The sequence below is a fragment of the Vibrio profundi genome (assembly GCF_005281835.1).
Lineage (GTDB): Bacteria > Pseudomonadota > Gammaproteobacteria > Enterobacterales > Vibrionaceae > Vibrio > Vibrio profundi.
In genome coordinates this window covers 1-22,098 of sequence record NZ_RZIS01000019.1, presented here as the reverse complement: position 1 = coordinate 22,098, position 22,098 = coordinate 1, and the positions used below count along the sequence as shown (strand labels likewise).

At 44.4% G+C, this 22,098-nt stretch carries 24 protein-coding genes and 7 tRNA genes; 6 read left to right on the top strand and 25 right to left on the bottom strand.

The annotated features are described in order from the left end of the window. Positions 1 to 46 precede the first annotated feature (46 nt). From ELZ11_RS23590 to mutY, 10 genes are all read right to left on the bottom strand, one after another. Positions 47 to 122: transfer RNA gene (locus ELZ11_RS23590), tRNA-Asn, on the bottom strand. Between the two features lie 39 nt (positions 123 to 161). After that, positions 162 to 237, bottom strand: a tRNA-Phe gene (locus ELZ11_RS23585). 7 nt (positions 238 to 244) lie between these two features. Next, positions 245 to 320: transfer RNA gene (locus ELZ11_RS23580), tRNA-Thr, on the bottom strand. 69 nt (positions 321 to 389) lie between these two features. Continuing rightward, positions 390 to 465, bottom strand: a tRNA-Asn gene (locus ELZ11_RS23575). A 39-nt stretch (positions 466 to 504) separates the two neighbouring features. Then, positions 505 to 580 (bottom strand) — tRNA-Phe (locus ELZ11_RS23570). Positions 581 to 587: 7 nt separating this feature from the next. Beyond that, positions 588 to 663: transfer RNA gene (locus ELZ11_RS23565), tRNA-Thr, on the bottom strand. A 74-nt stretch (positions 664 to 737) separates the two neighbouring features. Continuing rightward, positions 738 to 813 (bottom strand) — tRNA-Phe (locus ELZ11_RS23560). Positions 814 to 916: 103 nt separating this feature from the next. Beyond that, on the bottom strand, positions 917 to 2,050 hold the full coding sequence (gene mltC, locus ELZ11_RS23555) for a membrane-bound lytic murein transglycosylase MltC (RefSeq protein ID WP_137359822.1): 1,134 nt from the start codon (positions 2,048 to 2,050) through the stop codon (positions 917 to 919). Positions 2,051 to 2,119: 69 nt separating this feature from the next. Further along, the gene (locus ELZ11_RS23550; RefSeq protein WP_137359821.1) at positions 2,120 to 2,392 is read right to left on the bottom strand and encodes an oxidative damage protection protein; all 273 of its coding nucleotides are present in this window, start codon (positions 2,390 to 2,392) and stop codon (positions 2,120 to 2,122) included. Between the two features lie 27 nt (positions 2,393 to 2,419). Next, entirely contained in the window at positions 2,420 to 3,487 is a 1,068-nt protein-coding gene (gene mutY, locus ELZ11_RS23545; protein WP_137359820.1) for an A/G-specific adenine glycosylase, read from the bottom strand. Between the two features lie 166 nt (positions 3,488 to 3,653). Here mutY and trmB point away from each other — a divergent pair, with 166 nt between their 5' ends. Further along, complete coding sequence (gene trmB, locus ELZ11_RS23540; RefSeq protein WP_137359819.1) at positions 3,654 to 4,373, top strand: tRNA (guanosine(46)-N7)-methyltransferase TrmB; 720 nt, start codon at positions 3,654 to 3,656, stop codon at positions 4,371 to 4,373. 172 nt (positions 4,374 to 4,545) lie between these two features. Beyond that, entirely contained in the window at positions 4,546 to 5,466 is a 921-nt protein-coding gene (gene glsB, locus ELZ11_RS23535; protein WP_137359818.1) for a glutaminase B, read from the top strand. 55 nt (positions 5,467 to 5,521) lie between these two features. On the opposite strand, the gene hemW is transcribed toward glsB, so the two are convergent. From hemW to ELZ11_RS23500, 7 genes are read right to left on the bottom strand one after another with little or no spacing between them, the layout of a single operon-like run. Next, complete coding sequence (hemW, locus tag ELZ11_RS23530; RefSeq protein WP_137359817.1) at positions 5,522 to 6,721, bottom strand: radical SAM family heme chaperone HemW; 1,200 nt, start codon at positions 6,719 to 6,721, stop codon at positions 5,522 to 5,524. Next, complete coding sequence (locus tag ELZ11_RS23525; protein ID WP_137359816.1) at positions 6,721 to 7,320, bottom strand: XTP/dITP diphosphatase; 600 nt, start codon at positions 7,318 to 7,320, stop codon at positions 6,721 to 6,723. The genes hemW and ELZ11_RS23525 overlap by 1 nt, the downstream gene beginning before the upstream one ends. Positions 7,321 to 7,356: 36 nt before the next feature. Then, a complete protein-coding gene (locus tag ELZ11_RS23520; protein WP_137359815.1) occupies positions 7,357 to 7,788 on the bottom strand; it encodes a DUF4426 domain-containing protein in 432 nt (143 codons plus the stop codon). A gap of 30 nt (positions 7,789 to 7,818) precedes the next feature. Then, positions 7,819 to 8,109 carry a DUF167 family protein YggU gene (gene yggU, locus ELZ11_RS23515; protein WP_137359814.1) on the bottom strand — a complete coding sequence of 97 codons (291 nt, stop codon included), beginning with the start codon at positions 8,107 to 8,109 and terminating at the stop codon, positions 7,819 to 7,821. Beyond that, the gene (locus tag ELZ11_RS23510) at positions 8,109 to 8,666 is read right to left on the bottom strand and encodes a YggT family protein (RefSeq protein WP_137359813.1); all 558 of its coding nucleotides are present in this window, start codon (positions 8,664 to 8,666) and stop codon (positions 8,109 to 8,111) included. The genes yggU and ELZ11_RS23510 overlap by 1 nt, the downstream gene beginning before the upstream one ends. Positions 8,667 to 8,709: 43 nt before the next feature. Further along, complete coding sequence (gene proC, locus ELZ11_RS23505; protein WP_137359812.1) at positions 8,710 to 9,528, bottom strand: pyrroline-5-carboxylate reductase; 819 nt, start codon at positions 9,526 to 9,528, stop codon at positions 8,710 to 8,712. A 57-nt stretch (positions 9,529 to 9,585) separates the two neighbouring features. Further along, on the bottom strand, positions 9,586 to 10,296 hold the full coding sequence (locus ELZ11_RS23500; protein ID WP_137359811.1) for a YggS family pyridoxal phosphate-dependent enzyme: 711 nt from the start codon (positions 10,294 to 10,296) through the stop codon (positions 9,586 to 9,588). Positions 10,297 to 10,320: 24 nt separating this feature from the next. On the opposite strand from ELZ11_RS23500, the gene ELZ11_RS23495 reads away from it, so the two are divergent. Then, positions 10,321 to 11,358 (top strand): type IV pilus twitching motility protein PilT, encoded by a 1,038-nt coding sequence (locus ELZ11_RS23495; RefSeq protein WP_137359810.1) that lies wholly within the window; start codon positions 10,321 to 10,323, stop codon positions 11,356 to 11,358. A 31-nt stretch (positions 11,359 to 11,389) separates the two neighbouring features. Next, positions 11,390 to 12,496 (top strand): PilT/PilU family type 4a pilus ATPase, encoded by a 1,107-nt coding sequence (locus tag ELZ11_RS23490; RefSeq protein ID WP_137359809.1) that lies wholly within the window; start codon positions 11,390 to 11,392, stop codon positions 12,494 to 12,496. 75 nt (positions 12,497 to 12,571) lie between these two features. Here ELZ11_RS23490 and ruvX read toward each other — a convergent pair whose 3' ends face one another. The 4 genes from ruvX to rsmE are packed head-to-tail and all read right to left on the bottom strand — an operon-like array spanning position 12,572 to position 15,357. Next, entirely contained in the window at positions 12,572 to 12,994 is a 423-nt protein-coding gene (gene ruvX / locus ELZ11_RS23485) for a Holliday junction resolvase RuvX (protein WP_137359808.1), read from the bottom strand. A 54-nt stretch (positions 12,995 to 13,048) separates the two neighbouring features. Next, positions 13,049 to 13,612, bottom strand: coding sequence for a YqgE/AlgH family protein (locus ELZ11_RS23480; RefSeq protein ID WP_137359807.1), 564 nt, complete (start codon positions 13,610 to 13,612; stop codon positions 13,049 to 13,051). Positions 13,613 to 13,668: 56 nt separating this feature from the next. Further along, entirely contained in the window at positions 13,669 to 14,616 is a 948-nt protein-coding gene (gene gshB, locus ELZ11_RS23475) for a glutathione synthase (protein WP_137359806.1), read from the bottom strand. 9 nt (positions 14,617 to 14,625) lie between these two features. Beyond that, positions 14,626 to 15,357, bottom strand: coding sequence for a 16S rRNA (uracil(1498)-N(3))-methyltransferase (gene rsmE / locus ELZ11_RS23470; RefSeq protein ID WP_137359805.1), 732 nt, complete (start codon positions 15,355 to 15,357; stop codon positions 14,626 to 14,628). 205 nt (positions 15,358 to 15,562) lie between these two features. Between rsmE and ELZ11_RS23465 the strand changes: the two genes are divergently transcribed. Beyond that, on the top strand, positions 15,563 to 16,906 hold the full coding sequence (locus ELZ11_RS23465) for a hypothetical protein (RefSeq protein WP_137359804.1): 1,344 nt from the start codon (positions 15,563 to 15,565) through the stop codon (positions 16,904 to 16,906). Positions 16,907 to 16,943: 37 nt separating this feature from the next. Here the strand turns inward: ELZ11_RS23465 and ELZ11_RS23460 are convergent, their stop codons facing one another. From ELZ11_RS23460 to metK, 4 genes are all read right to left on the bottom strand, one after another. After that, a complete protein-coding gene (locus ELZ11_RS23460) occupies positions 16,944 to 17,639 on the bottom strand; it encodes an endonuclease (protein ID WP_137359803.1) in 696 nt (231 codons plus the stop codon). A gap of 87 nt (positions 17,640 to 17,726) precedes the next feature. Further along, positions 17,727 to 18,227: a SprT family zinc-dependent metalloprotease gene (locus ELZ11_RS23455; protein ID WP_137359802.1), complete on the bottom strand. Its 501-nt coding sequence runs from the start codon at positions 18,225 to 18,227 to the stop codon at positions 17,727 to 17,729. 75 nt (positions 18,228 to 18,302) lie between these two features. Beyond that, the gene (locus ELZ11_RS23450) at positions 18,303 to 19,100 is read right to left on the bottom strand and encodes a DUF2189 domain-containing protein (RefSeq protein ID WP_137359801.1); all 798 of its coding nucleotides are present in this window, start codon (positions 19,098 to 19,100) and stop codon (positions 18,303 to 18,305) included. A gap of 283 nt (positions 19,101 to 19,383) precedes the next feature. Next, positions 19,384 to 20,538, bottom strand: coding sequence for a methionine adenosyltransferase (metK, locus tag ELZ11_RS23445; RefSeq protein WP_137359800.1), 1,155 nt, complete (start codon positions 20,536 to 20,538; stop codon positions 19,384 to 19,386). Positions 20,539 to 20,875: 337 nt separating this feature from the next. Between metK and ELZ11_RS23440 the strand changes: the two genes are divergently transcribed. Continuing rightward, a partial coding sequence (locus ELZ11_RS23440) for a transketolase family protein (RefSeq protein WP_244291717.1) occupies positions 20,876 to 22,098 on the top strand: 1,223 nt, incomplete at its 3' end.

Here is a 22,098-nt window from a genome sequence, read left to right as displayed (position 1 = left end):
GTTAGATACGAAAAAGCCTCATCGTGTGATGAGGCTTTCTCTAAAATGGCTCCCCCTGCGGGACTCGAACCTGCGACATACGGATTAACAGTCCGCCGTTCTACCAACTGAACTAAGGGGGAATTACTTGCGTTAACTTATTTAAGCTAAACACCAAATAATGGTGCCTCGAGGCGGAATCGAACCACCGACACGCGGATTTTCAATCCGCTGCTCTACCGACTGAGCTATCGAGGCAAAAGAATGGTGCCGACTACCGGAGTCGAACTGGTGACCTACTGATTACAAGTCAGTTGCTCTACCTACTGAGCTAAGTCGGCACACTAAATTCTTTGCTTGAAGAGTAAACTCTTCGTTAAGAACCTCAATTTAATGAAGCCCTTTGAAAATGGCTCCCCCTGCGGGACTCGAACCTGCGACATACGGATTAACAGTCCGCCGTTCTACCAACTGAACTAAGGGGGAATTACTTGCGTTAACTTATTTAAGCTAAACACCAAATAATGGTGCCTCGAGGCGGAATCGAACCACCGACACGCGGATTTTCAATCCGCTGCTCTACCGACTGAGCTATCGAGGCAAAAGAATGGTGCCGACTACCGGAGTCGAACTGGTGACCTACTGATTACAAGTCAGTTGCTCTACCTACTGAGCTAAGTCGGCACACTAAATTCTTTGTGCTTTTGTCCGTGTTGTTATTCCCTGTTAAAGAATAAAGACACCAACAAATCAATTTGTGGTGCCCGGAGGCGGAATCGAACCACCGACACGAGGATTTTCAATCCTCTGCTCTACCGACTGAGCTATCCGGGCAACGGAGCGCTATTAAACGGATTTTCCGCATAACCGTCAACACCTTTTTTTAAAATTATTGAAAAAAAGGTGTATCCGTTGTTTTTTTATTCAAAAGTGAGGGTTAGGTTTTACCTGAGTTAAAGTCTTTTTTGAATTTTGTTACTTTTTCTAGGTACCTACGTGATTCTTTGTTCGGATGTTTCTTGGTTAATGCCCAATAAACTTGATTAGGTTGTAAAGAGTTTAAGTCGTTCATAGCTCGTTTTCGGTCTCGACTAAAGGTATTTAGTACACCGCCGGTGCCGCCGTTATAGGCTGAAATCATGCTGTATTCGAGAGTCGTGGGGTGCCTAACGTCTTTTAAGTAGCGATTCTTTAGGATGTAAAAGTAGGCTGTGCCCGTATCTATGTTTTGCTCAGGGTTAAACAAGTATTCAGGACTCGGCTCGCCAGATTTATTTTTTACTAACTTAAATACATCCCGCCCAGCAGTTTTGGGAACGACTTGCATTAACCCGTAAGCATTGGCCCAGCTGACGGCATAAGGGTTAAAACTACTTTCCGTTTTTATGATGGCGTAAATCAGATCTTCAGGGATGTCATAGCGCTGAGAGGCACGTCTAACAATATCGGCATACTGATAACTACGCTTGCTCGCATGATCTTTTACCATTGGGATTTCGACGTAGTAGGCTTTCTTGAAGTCGACATTTTTTGTTTTTAGCTGAGTCGCGATCAGGTGATCGGCAAAACGATTGGCGCGCCATGACCATTGAATAGGTTTTTGCTCTTGGTCAACGACTTGGTTGTAGAGAAACGGTTGCCCTTCTAGCTTGATGCTTTTTGAAGAAAATAGGTCGACATTGGATGGGTCGTCTGGCGTTAATAGCGTGGTGATGATGGCATTTTTTAGGTGGCCTTTTGGATCGGTAGGGGAAACCGTCTCAACGACTATCGTGCCTTTTGAAAAGTTGACTTCAGAACGACTTAAGTAATTATCTATATATTTCACATAGTTACTTTTACCAGCCATTTTTATTTCTTTACTGCCCCAGCGTTTTTGGATATTTCCGGAGAAGCTGCCAATGAGCGCATCAAGCGCTTTGGTGTCTTTTTCAAACTGGCCTGGGAGCTCGGCTAGGTTTTTGGCAAAGCGATTAGTTGGCTCATAATTTACGCCATATAAGTTTTCAATAAACTCTCGGCTACAACCCGTTAATAGCATTGCTGCTAAGAAATAAGCGAGCTTCTTCATACTCTCCCCATACAAAAATGACACCATAACCTGAGCCATGATGTCATTAAAATTGGCTGAAATAAACGCTTATTCGCTTGGTGGAGTGTAACCATCAATCACAACGTCTTTACCTTCGAACAAGAAGTTTACCATCTCAGTTTCAAGTAGAGCACGATGCTCTGGGTCCATCATGTTGAGCTTCTTTTCGTTAATCAGCATGGTTTGCTTGCTTTGCCATTGCGCCCAAGCTTCTTTAGAGATGCTGTCGAAGATACGTTTGCCTAGGTCACCTGGGTAAAGTTGAAAATCTAGGCCATCAGCTTCTTTTTGTAGACGAGTACAAAATACAGTACGGCTCATAATAATTCCTTAGTTGATACGTATATTCTAATTATGCGTATTGGTCTGTAATTCGAAAGGTAGGCTTTCTAGCAATTGTTTCACAGGAGCAGCTAGGCCTATTTCCTCAGGTTTGGATAAGTTATACCAGAGACCTTTTGTCCCTTCCATTATCAAATCTGGTTGTTTGTCTAATTTCACTAAGACTGGCGTAATATCGAGATGGTAATGACTGAATGTATGCCTGAACGCAATTAAGGTTTCAGGTTTGGCAATGTCGCTATCTTTAATTGAACGAATGTCGAGTTGATGTTCAATATTTGCCGTTTCATTTTGTGGAAAACAGAATAACCCACCCCAAATACTACTTTGCGGCCTCTGCTCTAGCCAAACTTGATTGTCGTGATAGAGCATGACGAACCAAGTTTCTTTAACTGGTTTTTCTTTCTTTGGCTTTTTGCCAGGGTAGTCGAGCTGATTACCTTGTTTATTGGACTCGCAGAAAGTGTTTACCGGGCACAAGGTACACTTTGGTTTGCTACGAGTACATACAAGGGCACCCATATCCATCATGGCTTGATTGTATTTGTCAGTATCTGAGTGTGGAGTATGCTCATCGGCATATTCCCACAGCTTATTCTCCACTTTTTTCTGCCCTGGCCAGCCTTCAACAGCAAAGCTTCTTGCGAGTGTGCGCTTTACGTTGCCATCTAAAATGGCGTGAGGAAGTTTGTAAACAGAAGAGAGTACCGCTGCTGCTGTTGAGCGCCCAACACCGGGCAGGGCATTCATTTTCTCTAAATCAGTTGGAAACTCTCCGCCATATTGCTCTGCTACAATTTTTGCAGCCTTATGTAGGTTTCTGGCTCGTGCATAGTAGCCAAGCCCTGTCCATAGATGGAGAACTTCATCTTGTTCGGCGTTCGCTAAATCGATAACGGTTGGGAAACGTTCAAGAAATCGCTCGTAATAAGGAATCACAGTAGTGACTTGAGTCTGCTGAAGCATGATCTCTGAAAGCCAAACGGTGTAGGCCGATTTGTTTTGTTGCCAAGGTAGATTTTTACGCCCGTAAGCGTCATACCATTTCAAAATGGCGTTTGCGAAAGGAGTCACGACATGCTCTATGTTTTTCTTTTATTAGGCCTAAAATTGCACCACAATTACTGTTGGATGTAAAACAGACAATTTGTGTGGGAATTTAATCTGTAGAAAGACTTGCACCCGCGGCAATTCTTTGGATAATCCCCGCTTTGATTAATCAATGTGCAGGCAAAAACCAATGAGTGAAGTGACCACTAACGAATATACTGAAGACGGCAAACTGGTTCGTAAGATCCGCAGTTTTGTTCGTCGCGAAGGCCGCTTAACAAAAGGCCAAGAAAATGCGATGAACGAGTGCTGGCCAACAATGGGTATTGATTACAACCCAGAGCTTCTAAACTGGAGCGAAGTGTTTGGCAATGATAACCCAGTTGTCCTAGAGATCGGTTTCGGTATGGGCGCATCATTGGTTGAGATGGCAAAGAACTCACCAGAGAAAAACTTCTTAGGTATTGAAGTTCATAGCCCTGGCGTAGGTGCTTGTTTAGGTACAGCTCGTGACGCTGGCGTGACTAACTTGCGTGTAATGTGTCACGATGCGGTTGAAGTGTTCGAGCACATGATTCCAAATGATAGCCTGCATACACTGCAATTGTTCTTCCCTGACCCATGGCACAAAGCTCGCCACCATAAGCGTCGTATCGTGAAAGCTGAGTTCGCAGAAATGGTTCGCGCTAAACTTCAGCTAGAAAGCGGTATTTTCCACATGGCTACAGACTGGGAAAACTACGCTGAACATATGATTGAAGTAATGAATGCTGCTCCGGGTTTTGTAAACATCGCACAAGACGGCGATTACATTCCTCGCCCAGATGAGCGTCCATTAACTAAATTCGAAGCTCGCGGTCACCGTTTAGGTCACGGAGTTTGGGATATTAAGTACAAACGCACTAAGTAAGTCGCTATTGTACGCTAGGTGATGCCTAGCTCGATAAAATAGAACGGAAGCCAGCATTTTACGATGTTGGCTTTTTTGCCCTTAAAAGGTTGGATAGGCCGTTAATCACAACCTAGGCAGTCAGCCCCCTACACAACACAATAATAAAATACAGAAAGTAAATAGGTTACCTATGAAGCCGACACAAGCCATCTTGGCGGAGATCTTGGAAGAAGTTCGCCCATTAATTGGACAGGGAAAAGTTGCTGATTATATTCCGGCATTAGCGAAGGTGCCCAGTAATAAATTGGCGATCGCGGTATACACCAACGAAGGTGAAGTGATCCAAGCGGGGGATGCGGAAGAAGCCTTTTCGATTCAATCGATTTCGAAAGCATTAAGCTTAACCTTGGCAATGGTGCTGTATAAACCAGAAGAGATATGGCAGCGAGTGGGCAAAGAGCCTTCAGGCCAAGCGTTTAACTCAATGATTCAGCTGGAAATGGAACAAGGTATCCCTAGAAACCCGTTCATTAATGCTGGGGCGATTGTGGTGGCGGACTTGTTACAATCGCGCCTATCAGCGCCTAGACAGCGCTTATTGGAATTTGTACGCCAGCTCTCTGGTGATACTCATATTGTCTACGACAAGATAGTAGCGGCTTCAGAAATGATGCACAGCGACCGAAATGCTGCGATTGCGTATTTGATGCGTTCATTTGGCAATTTTGAAAACGAAGTGATCCCTGTTCTGAATAACTATTTTCATGCTTGTGCGCTGAAAATGACGTGTGTGGATCTGGCGAAAACTTTTAGCTATCTGGCGAATAAGGGCACATCGGTACAAACGGGTAAACAAGTCATTACTCCGATTCAAACTAAGCAGCTGAATGCCCTATTGGCAACCTGTGGTTTATACGATGGTGCTGGTGAATTTGCTTACCGCGTTGGCATGCCGGGTAAGTCTGGTGTAGGTGGCGGTATCATCGCTATCGTACCGGGTGAAATGACGATAGCGGTGTGGTCACCAGAACTTGACCCGTCTGGTAACTCATTGGCAGGCACGAAAGCATTAGAGCTACTTTCTGAGCGTATTGGTCGATCAATTTTCTAAACATGAAAATGAAAACGCCACAACTTCGGTTGTGGCGTTTGTTATTTAGTCGCGTTTACTCTTCTTCTGCCATAAAGGCTTCGAGTAAATCATTTAAAAACAATTTCCCTTTCTCAGTAATTTGCCAATGACTTTCTGATTCAATGAGATACTGTTTTTCTATTGCCCAATCAATGGTGGGTCGGATGCTGTCGAAACCTAGGCCTGTAGTGTCGAGGTAATCTTGTTTAGGGCAGGCTTCTATTAAGCGAAAGCGGTTCATAAAGAATTCAAAAGGACGATCTTCGTCGGCAACTTCAAATTCATCTGATAGGTAAGGCTTAACCATATTTTGGTAAGCTGCAAGGTAACCTCTAGGGTGCTTCACTTTTGTTGTACGTACGATTCTGCCATCGCTAAAGCTCAGTTTACCGTGAGACCCACAGCCTATGCCTAAGTAATCGCCAAAACGCCAGTAATTGAGATTGTGCTGGCATTGGTATTCTGGTTTGCTGTAACCGGAAATCTCATACTGAACATAGCCTGCATCGGTGAGCTTCTGGTGACCTCGGTCAAAAATATCCCAAAGATCATCATCATCTGGCAAGGTTGGTGTTTTGTAGTAAAACATCGTGTTGGGTTCAATGGTCAATTGATACCATGACAAATGCGGTGGGTTCAGTTCAATGGCTTTATCTAAGTCATCCAAGGCTTGTTCAATGCTTTGATCGGGTAGACCGTGCATTAAATCAAGATTAAAACTGTTCAAACCAATTTGATGGGCCAGTTCTGCGGCTTTTACCGCTTCACCTTGGCCATGAATACGTCCTAAGCGCTCTAGCTTCTCTTGCTCAAAACTCTGAACCCCAATTGAAATACGGGTTACTCCCGCTTGTCGATAGCCAGCAAAACGCTCGGCTTCGATCGTTCCAGGGTTGGCTTCCATGGTGATTTCAATATCAGATTTGAATGGAATGCGTTGCTCAATTCCCTGTAGTAGTTCGCCTATGCCTTCTGGAGAAAATAAACTCGGCGTACCTCCGCCAATAAAGATCGAATGTAGAGGGCGAGGGGTATCGTTGAGCTGGTACTTTTCAATGTCCGTATCAAGATCTTCTAGTAGTGCAGCAATGTATTCTTTCTCAGGGATATCAGCTTTGAGCGCATGCGAGTTGAAATCGCAATAAGGGCACTTTTGTACACACCACGGGATGTGTACATAAAGGCTTAATGCTGGTGGTATGAGCTTGTTAGGAGCACTAGCAACGTGTGACATTATGCTTGTTGCTCTTCTAAAGCTTTGAATAGCGCTTTCAGTGCTTTACCACGGTGAGATAGCTGCTTTTTACGCGTTGGCTCAAGTTCAGCTGAAGCGCAGTTATCTTCTGGAACAAAGAAAATAGGATCGTAACCAAAGCCGTTTTCACCGTGCGCTTTATCTAAAATACGGCCTTCCCATTTACCGTGACACACAAGTGGAGTTGGATCGTTTTCGTGCCTCATCAACACCAATACGCAGTGGAAACGAGCGGTACGAGCTACTGCTTCAACGCCTTCCATAGCTTCTAGCAGTTTTTCTAAGTTCTGTTGATCAGAAGCCCCTTCACCCGCGTAGCGCGCAGAGTAAATACCGGGAGCCCCTTTTAGGTAATCCACTTCTAGGCCGGAATCGTCAGCGATAGCGGGCAACCCCGTTTCTTTGGCTGCATGGCGAGCCTTGATGATCGCGTTTTCAATAAAAGTAGTGCCTGTTTCTGCGACTTCAGAAACATTGAATTCACTTTGTGCAGTAACATCGAATCCGAACTCTGACAGCAAGTCTGCCATTTCACGAACTTTACCTTGGTTGCCTGTAGCTAAAACAATTTTGCTCATTGATCTTTAAACTCTAACTATAGAATTGAGGAAGAACTAATCTTCAACATAAAATTTTTGGTTAAAACGCAGTGGCCCGGTTCCTTTAAGCCCAGCATTGACATCAATATTGAACGTGATGTTTTCTTCATGGGTGATCGGAAACTCGGCAATGTAGTAGATGGCATCGCCTTCTTTGATTTCTCTAAAGCTAAGAGTACGAGTATTGCCGACTAAGTTTTTCGCTGTGCCAGTCACTTTTGCTGTAGTCGCTGGCTTGCCTAAGGAGGCGGTGTCGAGAACACTGATGTTTAGAATTGCCGAATAGCCATTACGCTTAAGTTGATATTGCTTTGCCACTTTAGAATCGAGAAAAGTGGAGTTAAATGCTGAGTAGTGAACCTCAACATCTTTAATATTTTTGAATTGACCCGCCCAGCTCGGTAGAGCAATGAAGCTAATCAAAAGTGCGGTGATCCATTTACGCATGGTGGGCTCCAGATAAGTAATAAAAAGCCATCATAGGATGGCTTTAATTTCGGATGGGATTTGGCTGGGTGAGCATATACGAATTTGTTTATGCCGACCAAGTTCCCCTTTTTCTATGACAACTAAACCTTTTGCGACTTTACACTGTTTGGCAAGGAATTTGGCTAAATACGCATTCGCTTTACCGTCGACAGGTGGAGCTGTAATAGCGACTTTAAGTTCTTCACCATGCAGACCGACAATTTTGTCTCGGCTAGCTTTTGGTTGGATGTAGAGTCTTAAAATTAAATCGTCGTTTTCAGTCCAAGCCGCTACTGACATTATAGCTGATACCAAACCGGTCCAATCAAATCGCCCATTAGGAAATTGGCAAATTGAAGCGCGATAAACAGCACTAAAACACTCAAGTCGAAACCACCCATCGCAGGGAGAATACGACGAATTGGTGCCAGCATAGGCTCAGTCAGTTGATGGAATACATATTCAATAGGGCTACGGCCTTGGCTTACCCAGCTTAAAATGGCACGGATAAGTAGAACCCAGAATAGCAAGCCACCAGCGGCTTTAAGTAAAGAAAGTAAACCTAGGAATAAGAAATCAGCGCTGAAGCTTACAGAGCCACCGGAAGCAACTAAGATCAGTGCAACGAATTTAAGCACACATAGCACATATGCGAACGACACTGTTGCTAGATCAATACTACCCACCGATGGGATAACACGACGTAGCGGCGCAACGACTGGTTGAGTGGCCTTAACAATAAATTGTGAGAACGGGTTGTAAAAATCGGCGCGAGCGGCTTGCAGCCAAATACGCAGAATAACGACCATGATATAGAGATCAAAAACGGTCGAAATTAGAAAACTCATTGAATTCATATAGGTTCCTTTTTAGGAGACGTTCGTATCAGCAACGAACAAATTAAAATAAGGTTTCCATCTCTTCAGCTCGATTGACTGCAGCGCGCATCGCTTTAGCCACAATGTCTGAAAGTTGGTTGTCATTGAAAGTGCGAAGGGCTTCAGCCGTAGTGCCGCCTTTTGAAGTCACCTGCTCACGTAATGTAGATAATTCAGTGTTTGGATTCGCAACCACCATTTCAGCAGCACCTAATGCAGATTGCTGTACCAATTGACGAGCGGTAGCTTCATCGAATCCTTGCTTGATCGCTTCTGCTTGCATTGCTTCCATAAATAGGAAGAAGTAAGCCGGTGCACTGCCCGCAGCAGCGATGATGTTGTTGATACCGGATTCTTGTTCTACCCAGCATACTTCACCGACCGCTTGCATTAATTGCGCTGCAAAATCTTTGTCTTGTTGCGCCACTTCTTGTTTGGCGTACAAACCACTCATGCCTTTGCCTAACAGTGACGGTGTGTTTGGCATCACTCGTACGAGATTAAGCTTGGTATTTAACATCTCGTCAAGGCGACCAGCATTGATCCCCGCGGCAATAGAGATCACCAATTTATTGGAGAAGTTGATATTTTGTAATGGCTTACATACTTCTTCCATCATTTGAGGTTTTACAGAGAGCACAACAACATCAGCTTCTTGGGCAGCAGCGATATTATCGCTGGTGGTTTGAATGCCATAATCTTGTTCCAACGGACGACGGCGCGTTTCAGAAGGAGCAGTCGCTGTAATGTTTTTAGCTGGGTACCCGCTCGCGACTAGCCCTGCCACGATAGAGCGAACCATGTTGCCTGCGCCGATAAAGGCAATTTTCTTATGTTCCATGTACCTAAAATCCTAAAATGTCGTGTTATCTATTCATACTTAGCTGAATGAGAGCTCTTAGCCACGTTGGCTGTAATCTCGGGCTCCAAAGATTGCGGTACCGATTCGAACCATAGTACTGCCTGCTTCAATCGCAGCGTCCATATCTCCACTCATCCCCATTGAAAGGGTATCGAGGTTTGGATAACGCTCGCTTAGCTTATCTTTGAGAGCGGCTAATTGAGTGAATGCATTAAGCTGAGATTGATAGTCAGAAACATTTGCCGGGATCGACATCAACCCTCTTAAAGTGAGGTTTGGAAGTGATGAAATCAACTCTGCGAGTTCAAAAACTTCTTGCTCTGATGCACCAGATTTAGAATCTTCACCACTGGTATTTACTTGAATCAGCACTTGTAGCGCAGGTAAGTCGGCTGGGCGTTGATCATTTAAACGCTGGGCGATCTTACTTCGGTCAACCGTATGAACCCAGTCAAAACTCTCGGCAACTGGGCGAGTTTTGTTCGATTGGATTGGGCCGATAAAGTGCCATTCTAAGTTTAAATTAGAATGTTGTTCTGAAAAGTGCTTTACTTTATCTATGCCTTCTTGCACATAGTTTTCACCAAATGCGACTTGTCCGCCCTGAGCGGCTTCAAGAATGGCCTCAACAGGTTTAGTTTTACTTACAGCCAAAAGTTGCACGGACTCTGGAGGTCGGCCACACTTTTGTTCTGAGCTTTGAATCTGTGAGGTGATCTGTTCAATATTTTGTTGAATACTACTCATAGCTACAATACTTAAGGAAAATAAATGGATATCACTGAGTTACTGGATTTTAGTGTAAAGCATAATGCTTCAGATCTACATCTTTCTGCAGGTGTATCTCCAATGGTACGTATAGATGGTGAAGTAAGGAAGCTTGGAGTACCGGCTTTTAATCATGCAGAAGTTCATCGTTTGGTTTTTGAGATCATGAACGACTCCCAGCGTAGCGAATTTGAGGAAAAGTTAGAAGTCGACTTCTCGTTTGAATTGCCTAATGTTGGCCGCTTCCGTGTTAACGCGTTCAACCAAGCTCGTGGCTGTTCGGCCGTGTTTCGTACTATCCCGGTTGATATCCCCACTCTTGAGCAGCTGGAAGCGCCAGAGATCTTTGAAAAAATCGCCAACTATGAGAAAGGCTTAGTACTCGTTACTGGCCCTACTGGCTCAGGTAAGTCGACGACTTTGGCAGCGATGGTGGATTACGTAAATCGTAACCACAATAAACATATCTTAACGATTGAAGATCCGATTGAATTTGTACACACCAACAATAAATGTTTGGTGAACCAGCGTGAAGTACACCGAGATACTCATAGCTTTAAAGCTGCGTTGCGTAGTGCTCTGCGTGAAGACCCAGATGTCATCCTTGTCGGGGAGTTACGAGATCAAGAAACCATTAGCCTAGCACTTACGGCTGCTGAAACGGGTCACTTGGTGTTCGGTACACTGCATACAAGTTCAGCGGCAAAAACGATTGACCGTATTATCGATGTGTTCCCAGGAAGCGATAAAGACATGGTGCGTTCAATGCTGTCTGAGTCTCTGCGTTCTGTTATCGCTCAGAAACTATTGAAGCGTATTGGTGGCGGTCGAGTTGCGTGTCACGAAATCATGATGGCCACGCCTGCAATTCGTAACTTGATCCGTGAAGATAAAGTTGCCCAGATGTATTCGATCATTCAGACAGGTGCAGCGCACGGGATGCAAACGATGGAGCAAAATTCTAAACAGTTGATTGCGCAAGGCGTTGTCGATCCAGAAGAAGTACAAAAGAAGATCGAAGTTGAATCTTCACCTTTCTAGGTAGGCGATTTTAGTTTAAGGCAGAAGAAAAATGGAATTAAACCAAATCCTTGAAGGGATGATTTCGCAGAAGGCATCGGATTTATACATCACTGTCGATGCGCCTGTGCTATTTCGAGTTGATGGCGAATTAAGGCCACAAGGAGAAAAACTGACGGAAGGGCAAGTGGCGCAATTACTGGATGCCATGATGGATCAAGATCGCCGCACTGAGTTCCGTCAGTCCCGTGAGTCGAACTTTGCGATTGTACGAGATAGTGGGCGCTTTCGTGTGAGTGCTTTCTTTCAGCGGGAATTACCAGGTGCGGTAATTCGTCGTATTGAAACTAACATCCCTACCTTTGAGCAATTAAAATTGCCCGGTGTGTTGCAAACCTTAGCGATCGCTAAGCGTGGATTAGTGCTGGTGGTAGGGGCTACTGGTTCGGGTAAATCGACCTCTATGGCTGCTATGACTGGGTATCGAAACTCGAATCGTACTGGTCATATCCTGACAGTTGAAGATCCCATCGAATTTGTGCATGAACATCAAAAATGTATCGTTACTCAGCGTGAAGTTGGTCTTGATACCGAAAGCTATGAAATCGCTTTGAAAAATTCATTGCGCCAAGCGCCCGATATGATTTTGATTGGTGAGATACGGAGTCGTGAGACTATGGAGTACGCGATGACGTTCGCGGAAACCGGTCATCTGTGTATGGCAACGCTGCACGCTAATAATGCGAACCAGGCTTTAGAGCGGATTTTACACCTTGTACCAAAAGAGCAGAAAGAGCAGTTCTTATTTGATCTATCGATGAACCTAAAAGGGGTAGTCGCTCAACAGTTGATCCGAGATAAAAATGGCAAAGGGCGTCATGGTGTTTTTGAGATCTTGCTGAATAGCCCACGTATTTCTGATTTGATCCGCCGAGGTGATCTTCATGAACTGAAAGCAACGATGGCTAAATCAAAAGAAGTCGGCATGCAAACGTTCGATCAATCTTTGTATGATTTGGTAATTAGCGGAAAGATCAGTGAGGAAGATGCATTCCACAGTGCAGACTCTGCTAACGATCTTCGCTTGATGCTCAAGACGCAACGTGGTGATTCATTCTCTGGTGGTTCACTAGACAATGTGAAGATTGATATGGATTAATCGCTGATTGCGGCGATGCCTACGTATAAAAAAGCTTGGCGAATTGGCCAAGCTTTTTTGTTATTAGTCCAAGGTTTAGCCCCACTGAGCTTCAAACCAACTTTCTAAAATAACGACTGCAGATTGGTTGTCGACATTACCTTTGCTTAAAGCTTTGTAGCCGCCCATTTCGAATAAATCGGCACGCGCTTCAGTGGTCGACAATCTTTCGTCATGCAACTCGACGTCAACGCCAAAACGGCCTTTTAGGCGATTGGCAAACTTTTTGGCTCTAGGGGTAATGGTTTCAAGATCTTTACCGTGTAAGTCTGTCGGTAAGCCAACCACGACAAGATCTGGTTGCCATTCTTTGATCTGCTTTTCAATATCATCCCAGTTAGGGATGCCATCTTTGGCTTTAAATGCTTTTAAAGGGCTGGCCGTTCCCGTGATTTCTTGGCCGATGGCACTGCCGATACTCTTAGTACCGTAGTCAAATGCCATGATTGTTCGTGACATAATGTTCTCAATTAAAATGAATCTTGTGGCTTAAACCACGTGCTCAAACGATTGTTACGCATGACCAATATCAGAAGAAAGTTGAGCAACGTCGATGCCAAGCATTTGGACGGCTTTTTTCCAGCGTTCACTGATAGGGGTATTAAAAATCACATTGGGGTCAGCTTCAATGGTGAGCCACGAGTTTTCGGCAAGCTCAGTCTCTAACTGGCCAGGCTCCCACCCAGAGTAGCCTAATGCAATCAGGTAATGTTCCGGTTCGGCATCTGTCCCCAATACCGCGAGGATATCTTTGGAGGTTGTTACCGAGATCTGATCCGTCATGTTAATGCTAGATTGATAGGTGTCTTTGGGTTCGTGGAGAATAAAACCACGGTCTTCCGCTACAGGGCCGCCATTTAATACTGGCTTTTCTAGGCTAGATTGATTGAGCTGAGGTTGTGTGGACTCAACGTCGACTTGTTTGAGCATTTTTCCCACTGTGACGTCAATTGGAGCATTGATCATTAAGCCCATCGCACCTTCATCATTGTGTTCACAAAGGTAGATGACAGAGTGCTGAAAGTAAGGATCTTTCATACCGGGCATTGCTACTAGAAAATGGTTGGTCAAATTCATAATGTCTCCTGCCCACAGGGGGAGTATTGGGCGACAAAGTATCGCCCTAAATTGGATTATGCGTTGATACGGCGTTCAATCGCATCCATTAGCTTTCCGGTAATTGAAACATCAAATGCAGCTTCAATTTCACGGATACATGTTGGGCTGGTTACGTTGATTTCAGTTAGCTTATCGCCAATTACATCAAGCCCAACAAAGATTAGCCCTTTTTCTTTTAGTGTCGGTGCAACGGCTTGAGCAATCTTTAGGTCCGTTTCACTTAAAGGTCTTGCTTCACCTGTGCCACCAGCGGCCAAGTTACCACGGGTTTCACCTTTTGCTGGAATACGAGCTAGGCAGTATGGCATTGGCTCGCCATCAACAACCAAAATACGCTTATCACCATTACTGATGTCAGGAACAAATGTTTGTGCCATTGCGTAGTTCTGGCCGTGGTTTGTTAATGTTTCAATGATAACGGATACGTTTGGATCGCCTTCCTTCACTCGGAAAATAGAAGCGCCACCCATGCCATCAAGCGGCTTCAAAATGACATCGCCATGTTCTTCTCTGAAAGCTTTAATTTTTTCAGCTTTACGAGTCACGATAGTGGTAGGTGTTAGTTCAGGGAACCACGCCGTGAATAGCTTCTCGTTACAATCGCGTAAGCTTTGAGGCTTATTCACGATTAAAGCACCGTTTTCTTCAGCTCGTTCTAGGATATACGTTGCGTAAATGTATTCAGTATCGAACGGAGGATCTTTGCGCATCAGTACCGCATCAAGATCTGATAGAGCGATGGTTTGCTCAGATTTGAATTCGTACCATCCGTTTGGATCTTCTTTAAGCTCGACGACTTTAGTATCGGCGATGGCTACACCTTGATCTAAGTGTAGATCATTCATCTCCATGTAGTGGATTTCATATCCACGACGTTGTGCTTCAAGCATCATGGCAAAGCTAGAGTCTTTCTTAATGTTAATGGATGAAATCGGATCCATTACGATGCCAAGTTTGATCATTGTTTTCTCCTAGCCTAGGTCGCCAAAACGAACTTGTAAGGCGGTAATTGCGGTTAGAGCCGCTGTCTCGGTGCGTAATACGCGTGGACCAAGCAGTGTCTCTTCAAATTTGTATTGTTCTGTCATGCCAATTTCTTCAGCTGACAATCCACCTTCAGGGCCAATTAGAAGTCTTACTTTGCTTATAGGCTCAGGTAAGGTGTTGATAGAATATTTCGCTCGAGGGTGTAAGTTGAGCTTTAATGCATCACTGGGTTCGCTGCACCAATCTTCAAGCTGCATGATCGGGCGAATAACCGGGACAGTATTGCGTCCGCACTGTTCACACGCCGCGATAGCTATCTTTTGCCATTGAGCCAGTTTCTTCTCGAAGCGTTTCGCATCTAATTTAACGCCACATCGCTCAGAGATTAACGGAGTAATCGTATTCACTCCTAGCTCTACTGATTTTTGAATAGTGAATTCCATTTTGTCGCCACGTGAAATGACTTGCCCTAAGTGCAAATCAAGTGGTGACTCGCTACTACGTTCGATGCGTTCACTAATTTCAACGTTAACGTTCTTTTTGGAAACCTGTGAGATTTTTGCTGGAAACTCAGCGCCGCTGCCATCAAAAAGCAGTACCTCTTGGCCTTCCTTCATACGCAATACACGACCAACATGACCAGCCGCGTCTTCACTTAGTGCGAGTTCACCAAGTTGGTGGATGAGTTCAGGGTGATAAATACGAGGGACTCTCATGTCAGCAAACCTATTAGTACATTCAGTTAGATATTTTGTCTTTGCCTAACATGGATGCTTAAGAGAGAAAAAACAAGTAGCTGAACGAAATAGGAGTGAGATCTTATTCACTTAGGATTAAGTTTGTAATTTATAAAGTTGATAAATACAATTCAACCCATTGAATATAAATATAAATATAAATATAATTATTTTAGGCTTATTAATGTTTCAAATGCATACTCGCTCTCTTTTAGCATGCGCAATAACCAGCGTCTTTCTGGCTGGTTGTGGTGGTTCTGATTCTTCATCTGATGTTCCATCAAGCATCGCATCCCCTAACATCAATGGTACTCCTAGCTTGTCATCGGTTTCTGCATACAAAACTACGGCTCAGTCTGACAATGTAGAAGCGTGTTCAACCGCATTTCTTAGTAAGAATTCCTGTGATCTATCGGTTATTCAACCAATTGGTGTAGATGGTCAAGATGTCACCATTGAGCAGATAAAAGAAAGGCTAGTGGTATCCCACCAATGGATGGCTGACAGCTTTATTCGTGCCTTGGAAGAAATGGCGGACCAAGATCTTCTTAACTTATTCAAACCATTAAATAGCATCGTAATTAGCTATGATGTGCGTCCTTCTTTTTATACGACTGCGACGGCGTCTATGTATATTGATCCCAAATATGTATGGCGAACGAAAAGTGAGTGGGACTCGATATACCAGCAACAAGATTATAGAACTGAATTCCAAACCGAGTTTCAATTTGATAAGGCGAGTCGTTATGTGGATGAAAATACACATAATTACGTGACTTACTCGAATACATACGATGCAAACTATAATTCCGTGAGAGCAGCAACGCATATTGCACCTGGATTATTCAGGCTGCTTGCTCACGAATTAGCGCATGCGAATGATTTCTTACAGGCTCATGATCTTGTCCAAATTCCTGATACGGGAACCATAAATAGTTATATTTGGCCATTGGTAAAACTGAATGAAGATCTGACAGCAAGCAATCCCCTAACATCTGAACTTCTTACTGAAGCGGCTCAAATCGCTTTTAGAGGGGAAACGATGACAGATAGAGTTAGGAATTTAACAGGTCAATTGGCTGGTGCTGAGTTTGAGGCTGATAGTGCCGCTGCGTTCTACTCTTATTCTAGTCCGGCGGAAGATGTGGCTATGCTGTTTGAGGCCTATATGATGTATAGAAAGTACGGTGCGTTGTCTGACTTTGCTTTCGTGAGTATCCCTCAAACGACGAGCTATACCTGTAATGACTGGAAAGTGTTATGGGGACAACGCTCTAGATTATCTGAGACAGGCGTACTAGACAGGGCTGTCTTTGTTGCACAAGGGATTCTAGGTAAGCCTGAAGCGTCGATTCGAGCAGAGCTAACGTCACTTCCAGCAGCTTCAGAAGCTTTGGTGTTGGGCTCTGGGTGGTGCGAGAGTCAGCAAATTTCGCAAGCATACGCCGAACCTCGCTCAATTCTTTCATCAAGTTTTGCCTCAGGCTTGAGCGACAACCCTCGCTATAAAGAAGACTTAGAAGATTAATTAAATGAAAAGGCTCTTAGTAAAAGAGCCTTTTTTGCTATTGGCAGTTCTTATAAACAAATGGGTTGTGGTTGCCTTGAATATTGAAGATGCGTTCATCACGGACACATTCCCACTCATCAACGGGGAATTGCTTATTCCACGCCAGCATGAGGTTAGTTTGCTGCTTAGATAGCTTAAAACCATACTCTTGGCTCATGTAAAGGTAGGTACGCGCGATTGAGCCTTTAGCACGGTCTGGTGGCATGACCTTACGTTGCTTGAAGTTTACTTGCATTTCGCATTGCCCATAGCTCACGCCATCCAAACCATTCCACTGACTGAAGTTGTAATTAGAGCGGTCTCCGTTCACTTCACCTATCGCTGGCGTTAGGTTGTGCAGGTCAGCTTCCATCGATTTAAATACTTTGTCATTGCGCGTGCAGTTCTTGCGTCCGCCATCTTGCCAGCACTGACGCTGGTGGCCAAACTGCCAAGCGGGTACGACGTGCTCCCATTCAATTCGGCTCGCGCGTTTTTGTTGCTTTCGAACTTCATAGCCGCAGCCTTCAAGATCTGGAATCCCTTTTTTATTGTTCTTCCACGTAATATCGCATCCACAATAAAATGAAGTGGGGTGGTCGAGATAAATTTTAACGGCTTCTTTTTTAGCTTTAGAGAATGAGCTTGGTGGTGCAGCGCTTACTGATAAAGATAGCAGGACACCGAATATGAGTAGAAAAATTGATTTCATGTAAAAGACTGAGAAAAGTATTAGTAATCACAGTCTAGCACTCACAATTAGAGTTGCTCTAGGCCTTTGTTATATGACGGGGTTTAGTTAACTGAGCTGAGTTCCTGTAAATGACAAACTTTGTTGGCACTGCTGGCAACGGTATGTGGCTTGTCGTCTGAGAACTTTATTGTGACGTCGAATAGAAAGCGGGTACGTCTTACAGCCACATTGGTATTCAAACGTTTTACCTTGTACGGAGCTTACTTCGAAGTTATGGGTCGTTTTTGCCGCGACGTTGAAGACCGTTTCCATCACGTATTGCCATTCTTTGCCATGAGGACGAACGCGACCAAATACTTGATGAGTGATTAAATGGGCGACTTCATGAGGGATGACTTCGTCAAGAAAGGCTTGCTGATTTTCTTCAAACAGCACGTGATTGAGTTTTATCTCATTTGTTTGCAAATACGCTTTTCCTGCTGCTTTTCCTCTTAATTTATAGGTTAACTTGGGAAGAGGAAATGACCGTTCGAAGTGTTGTTGAGCTACATTTATGCAAGCAGCGAGCACTTTATTGGCTTGATGGTGAATAGGTTGGTACGTCAAAGGTGGCTCCAAAAAAAGGCCTCAGTCCGAGACTAAGGCCAAATACTATCATCACTGATACGCAAGGTAGGAGACCTATGGATGATGTTTTTTCTTAATGATGTCGTGGTAAGCGTGCCAAGTACCGTAGCCAAGTAGTGGCATGGTAATGATCATCCCTAAACCATAGGAAGCAAAACCAACCAAAATACCGCCACAGATCAAGGTTGCCCAAACGATCATTGCAGGAATATTGGATTTCACGGCATTGAAGCTAGTGAAAATTGCTGTCATCACATCGACTCTTCTTTCCATCATCAAAGGAATAGAAAAAGCGGAGATACTAAAAATGACGCTCGCAATAATGAACCCAGCTACCGAACCTGTAATTAGGAATGGAGCAAACTCTGTGAGTGGGGCCCCTTGTACCGCTGGGTAAAGGGCATGGATAAGGGCCGCAATTCTCATCCAGAAAATCATCGCCACAACCAGTACAACGGCAAATGCCCATTGTGAGGTCGAGTTACGAGTGATGGCTTTCATTGAATGGAATAGGCTAGGGTTGTGACCTTTTTCCCTTTCCCAACTTGCGTCATACAACCCGAGAGCGAGAAATGGACCAATTAGCATGTAAACAATAAGACTTGGCATCACCACTAAGTGAGTGCCTTGCCATTGAACAAGTTGAACGATGGCGACGGCCGCGGCCATAAAGCAGAAGCCATAAAAGGCACTGATAAGTGGCATGCGGATAAAATCGTGTAGCGCAAGTGATAGCCAATGGAAAGGAGCAGAGACACTTACCTGATTGCAAGGAATGGTACGTGCGTATTCACTATCACTGACCTTATGTTTTTTATCGGAAAAATCTGTGTGCTGAGCAGTACGAGGCATGGTTCCCTCCCCCTAATTGAAAAGTTCCTAGGTGAAAATCCCTAGTCCCTAGGGGCCAGTCCTTAGAAGAGAGGAATCTTCCACGAACTAGGAACTTCTTTTCCTAGGAACTCTATTAACTATTGTCAGTAGAAGTGGAAAATACAAATTATCCGAATGAAATTAGTCACAGTTGCATAAGGGAAGATAGGGAGAGTTAAAGTGGGGAAAGCTAAAAAGCTCATAAAAATAAAGCCCTTACTAAAAAGTAAGGGCTTTAATAAAATAATTTTTTGATGCTAAATTATTTTAGGCCAGCGAATCCTGCAAGGATGTCAGCTTTGTCTGTCGCTTCCCATGGGAATTCTTCACGACCGAAGTGGCCGTATGCCGCTGTCTTCTTGTAGATAGGTTGAAGAAGGTTCAGCATTTCTTGTAGGCCGTATGGGCGTAGGTCGAAGTTTTGACGAACCGCTTCAATGATGATGTCGTGAGATACTTTTTCAGTACCGAACGTTTCAACCATGATAGACGTTGGATCAGCAACACCGATAGCGTAAGACAGTTGGATTTCACAACGGTCTGCCATGCCAGCAGCAACGATGTTTTTCGCAACATAACGAGCTGCGTAAGCTGCAGAACGGTCTACTTTTGATGGATCTTTACCAGAGAATGCACCACCACCGTGACGAGCTGCGCCGCCGTAGGTATCAACGATGATCTTACGACCAGTTAGGCCACAGTCACCCATTGGGCCACCGATTACGAAACGACCTGTTGGGTTGATGAAGAAGTTAGTTTCTTTGTTGATCCACTCAGAAGGAAGTACTGGTTTGATGATTTCTTCCATTACCGCTTCACGTAGATCTGGAGTCGAGATTGAATCACAGTGCTGAGTTGAAAGAACAACCGCATCGATACCAACGATCTTACCTTGGTCGTATTGGAATGTTACTTGTGATTTCGCGTCAGGGCGTAGGAAATCTAATTTACCGCTTTTACGTACTTCAGCTTGTTTTTCAACAAGACGGTGAGAGTAAGTAATAGGAGCTGGCATTAAAATTTCAGTTTCGTTAGTCGCGTAACCAAACATGATACCTTGGTCACCAGCGCCTTGCTCTTTAGGATCAGCTTTATCAACACCTTGGTTGATGTCTGGAGATTGTTTACCAATGGTGTTTAGTACTGCACAAGAATCAGCATCGAAGCCCATGTCTGAGTGTACGTAGCCGATCTCACGAACTGTTTCACGAGTGATTTCTTCGATATCAACCCATGCTGAAGTCGTTACTTCACCGCCAACCATGACCATGCCCGTTTTCACGTAGGTTTCACAAGCAACACGTGCTTTTTTATCTTGTTCCAAGATCGCATCAAGAACAGCATCAGAAATTTGGTCTGCAATTTTATCTGGATGGCCTTCTGAAACAGACTCAGAAGTGAAAAGGTGCTTAGCCATGAGAGCTCCACTTTTTAGTTTGGGTGCAAATAGTGTTAAAGGTGGCGAATTTAGGTCATCGACACCGTTAAATACAGTGTTTTTGTAGGTGTTTCTACATCTAGACGTCTATTCTAGTTTTCGACGCTCGAATTACAAGCTCTTTTTTCGGATATCTAATAACTAATCGTTTGCGCAAAATCACTTTGATTTGCAGGTCTTATCAATAATAGTTCAATTTTTAGTTTGATATTTGAGCAGATCATCAAGTAAATCGTTTGCAGTCACTATAGGCGTTTGAGAGAATACAGCACCTCGGATCAGTGATAGATACCGAGCTTATTTTTTCAAATCGCTTATGTACTCAGGAGCAGACATGCCTTCTCGTAAAGATCTAGCCAACGCAATCCGCGCACTTAGCATGGACGGCGTTCAACAAGCAAATTCAGGCCACCCTGGCGCACCTATGGGTATGGCTGACATCGCTGAAGTTCTTTGGCGTGGTCATTTGAACCACAACCCGCAAAACCCAGAGTGGGCAGATCGCGACCGTTTTATTCTGTCTAACGGCCACGGTTCAATGTTGATTTACTCTCTGCTTCACCTAGCAGGTTACGAGCTGTCAATTGAAGATCTTAAGAACTTCCGTCAGCTTCACTCTAAGACTCCAGGTCACCCTGAGTACGGCTACGCACCAGGTATCGAAACAACAACGGGTCCTCTAGGCCAAGGCATCACTAACGCAGTTGGTATGGCGATGGCAGAGAAAACTCTGGCTGCGCAATTCAACAAAGAAGGCCACGACATCGTTGACCACTTCACTTATGCATTCATGGGTGACGGCTGTCTGATGGAAGGTATCTCTCACGAAGCATGTTCTCTAGCGGGTACGCTAGGTCTTGGTAAGCTAGTTGCTTTCTGGGATGACAACGGTATTTCTATCGATGGTGAAGTTGAAGGCTGGTTCTCTGACGACACGCCAAAACGTTTTGAAGCGTACGGCTGGCACGTAATCCCAGCAGTAGACGGTCACGATCCAGAAGCAATCAACGCAGCTATCGAAGCGGCTAAAGCAGAAACTGGTCGTCCGACTCTAATCTGTACTAAGACTATCATTGGTTTCGGTTCTCCGAACAAATCAGGTTCGCACGACTGTCACGGTGCACCACTAGGCGCTGAAGAAATTGCAGCAACACGCAAAGAATTAGGTTGGGAGCACGGTCCTTTTGACATTCCGTCGGAAGTTTACTCAGAGTGGGATGCGAAAGAAGCAGGCGCAGCTAAGGAAGCAGCGTGGAACGAGAAACTTGCAGCTTATGAAGCAGCATACCCTGAGCTGGCAGCTGAATTCAAACGCCGCGTAAGTGGTGGCCTACCAGCTGAGTGGGAAGAAAAAGCAAACGCAATCATTGCTGATCTTCAAGCTAACCCAGCAAACATCGCTTCACGTAAAGCGTCTCAAAACGCTCTAGAAGCATTCGGTGCGATGCTACCTGAATTCCTAGGCGGTTCTGCTGACCTAGCACCTTCTAACCTGACTATGTGGTCTGGTTCTAAGTCTGTTTCAGCTGAAGACCCATC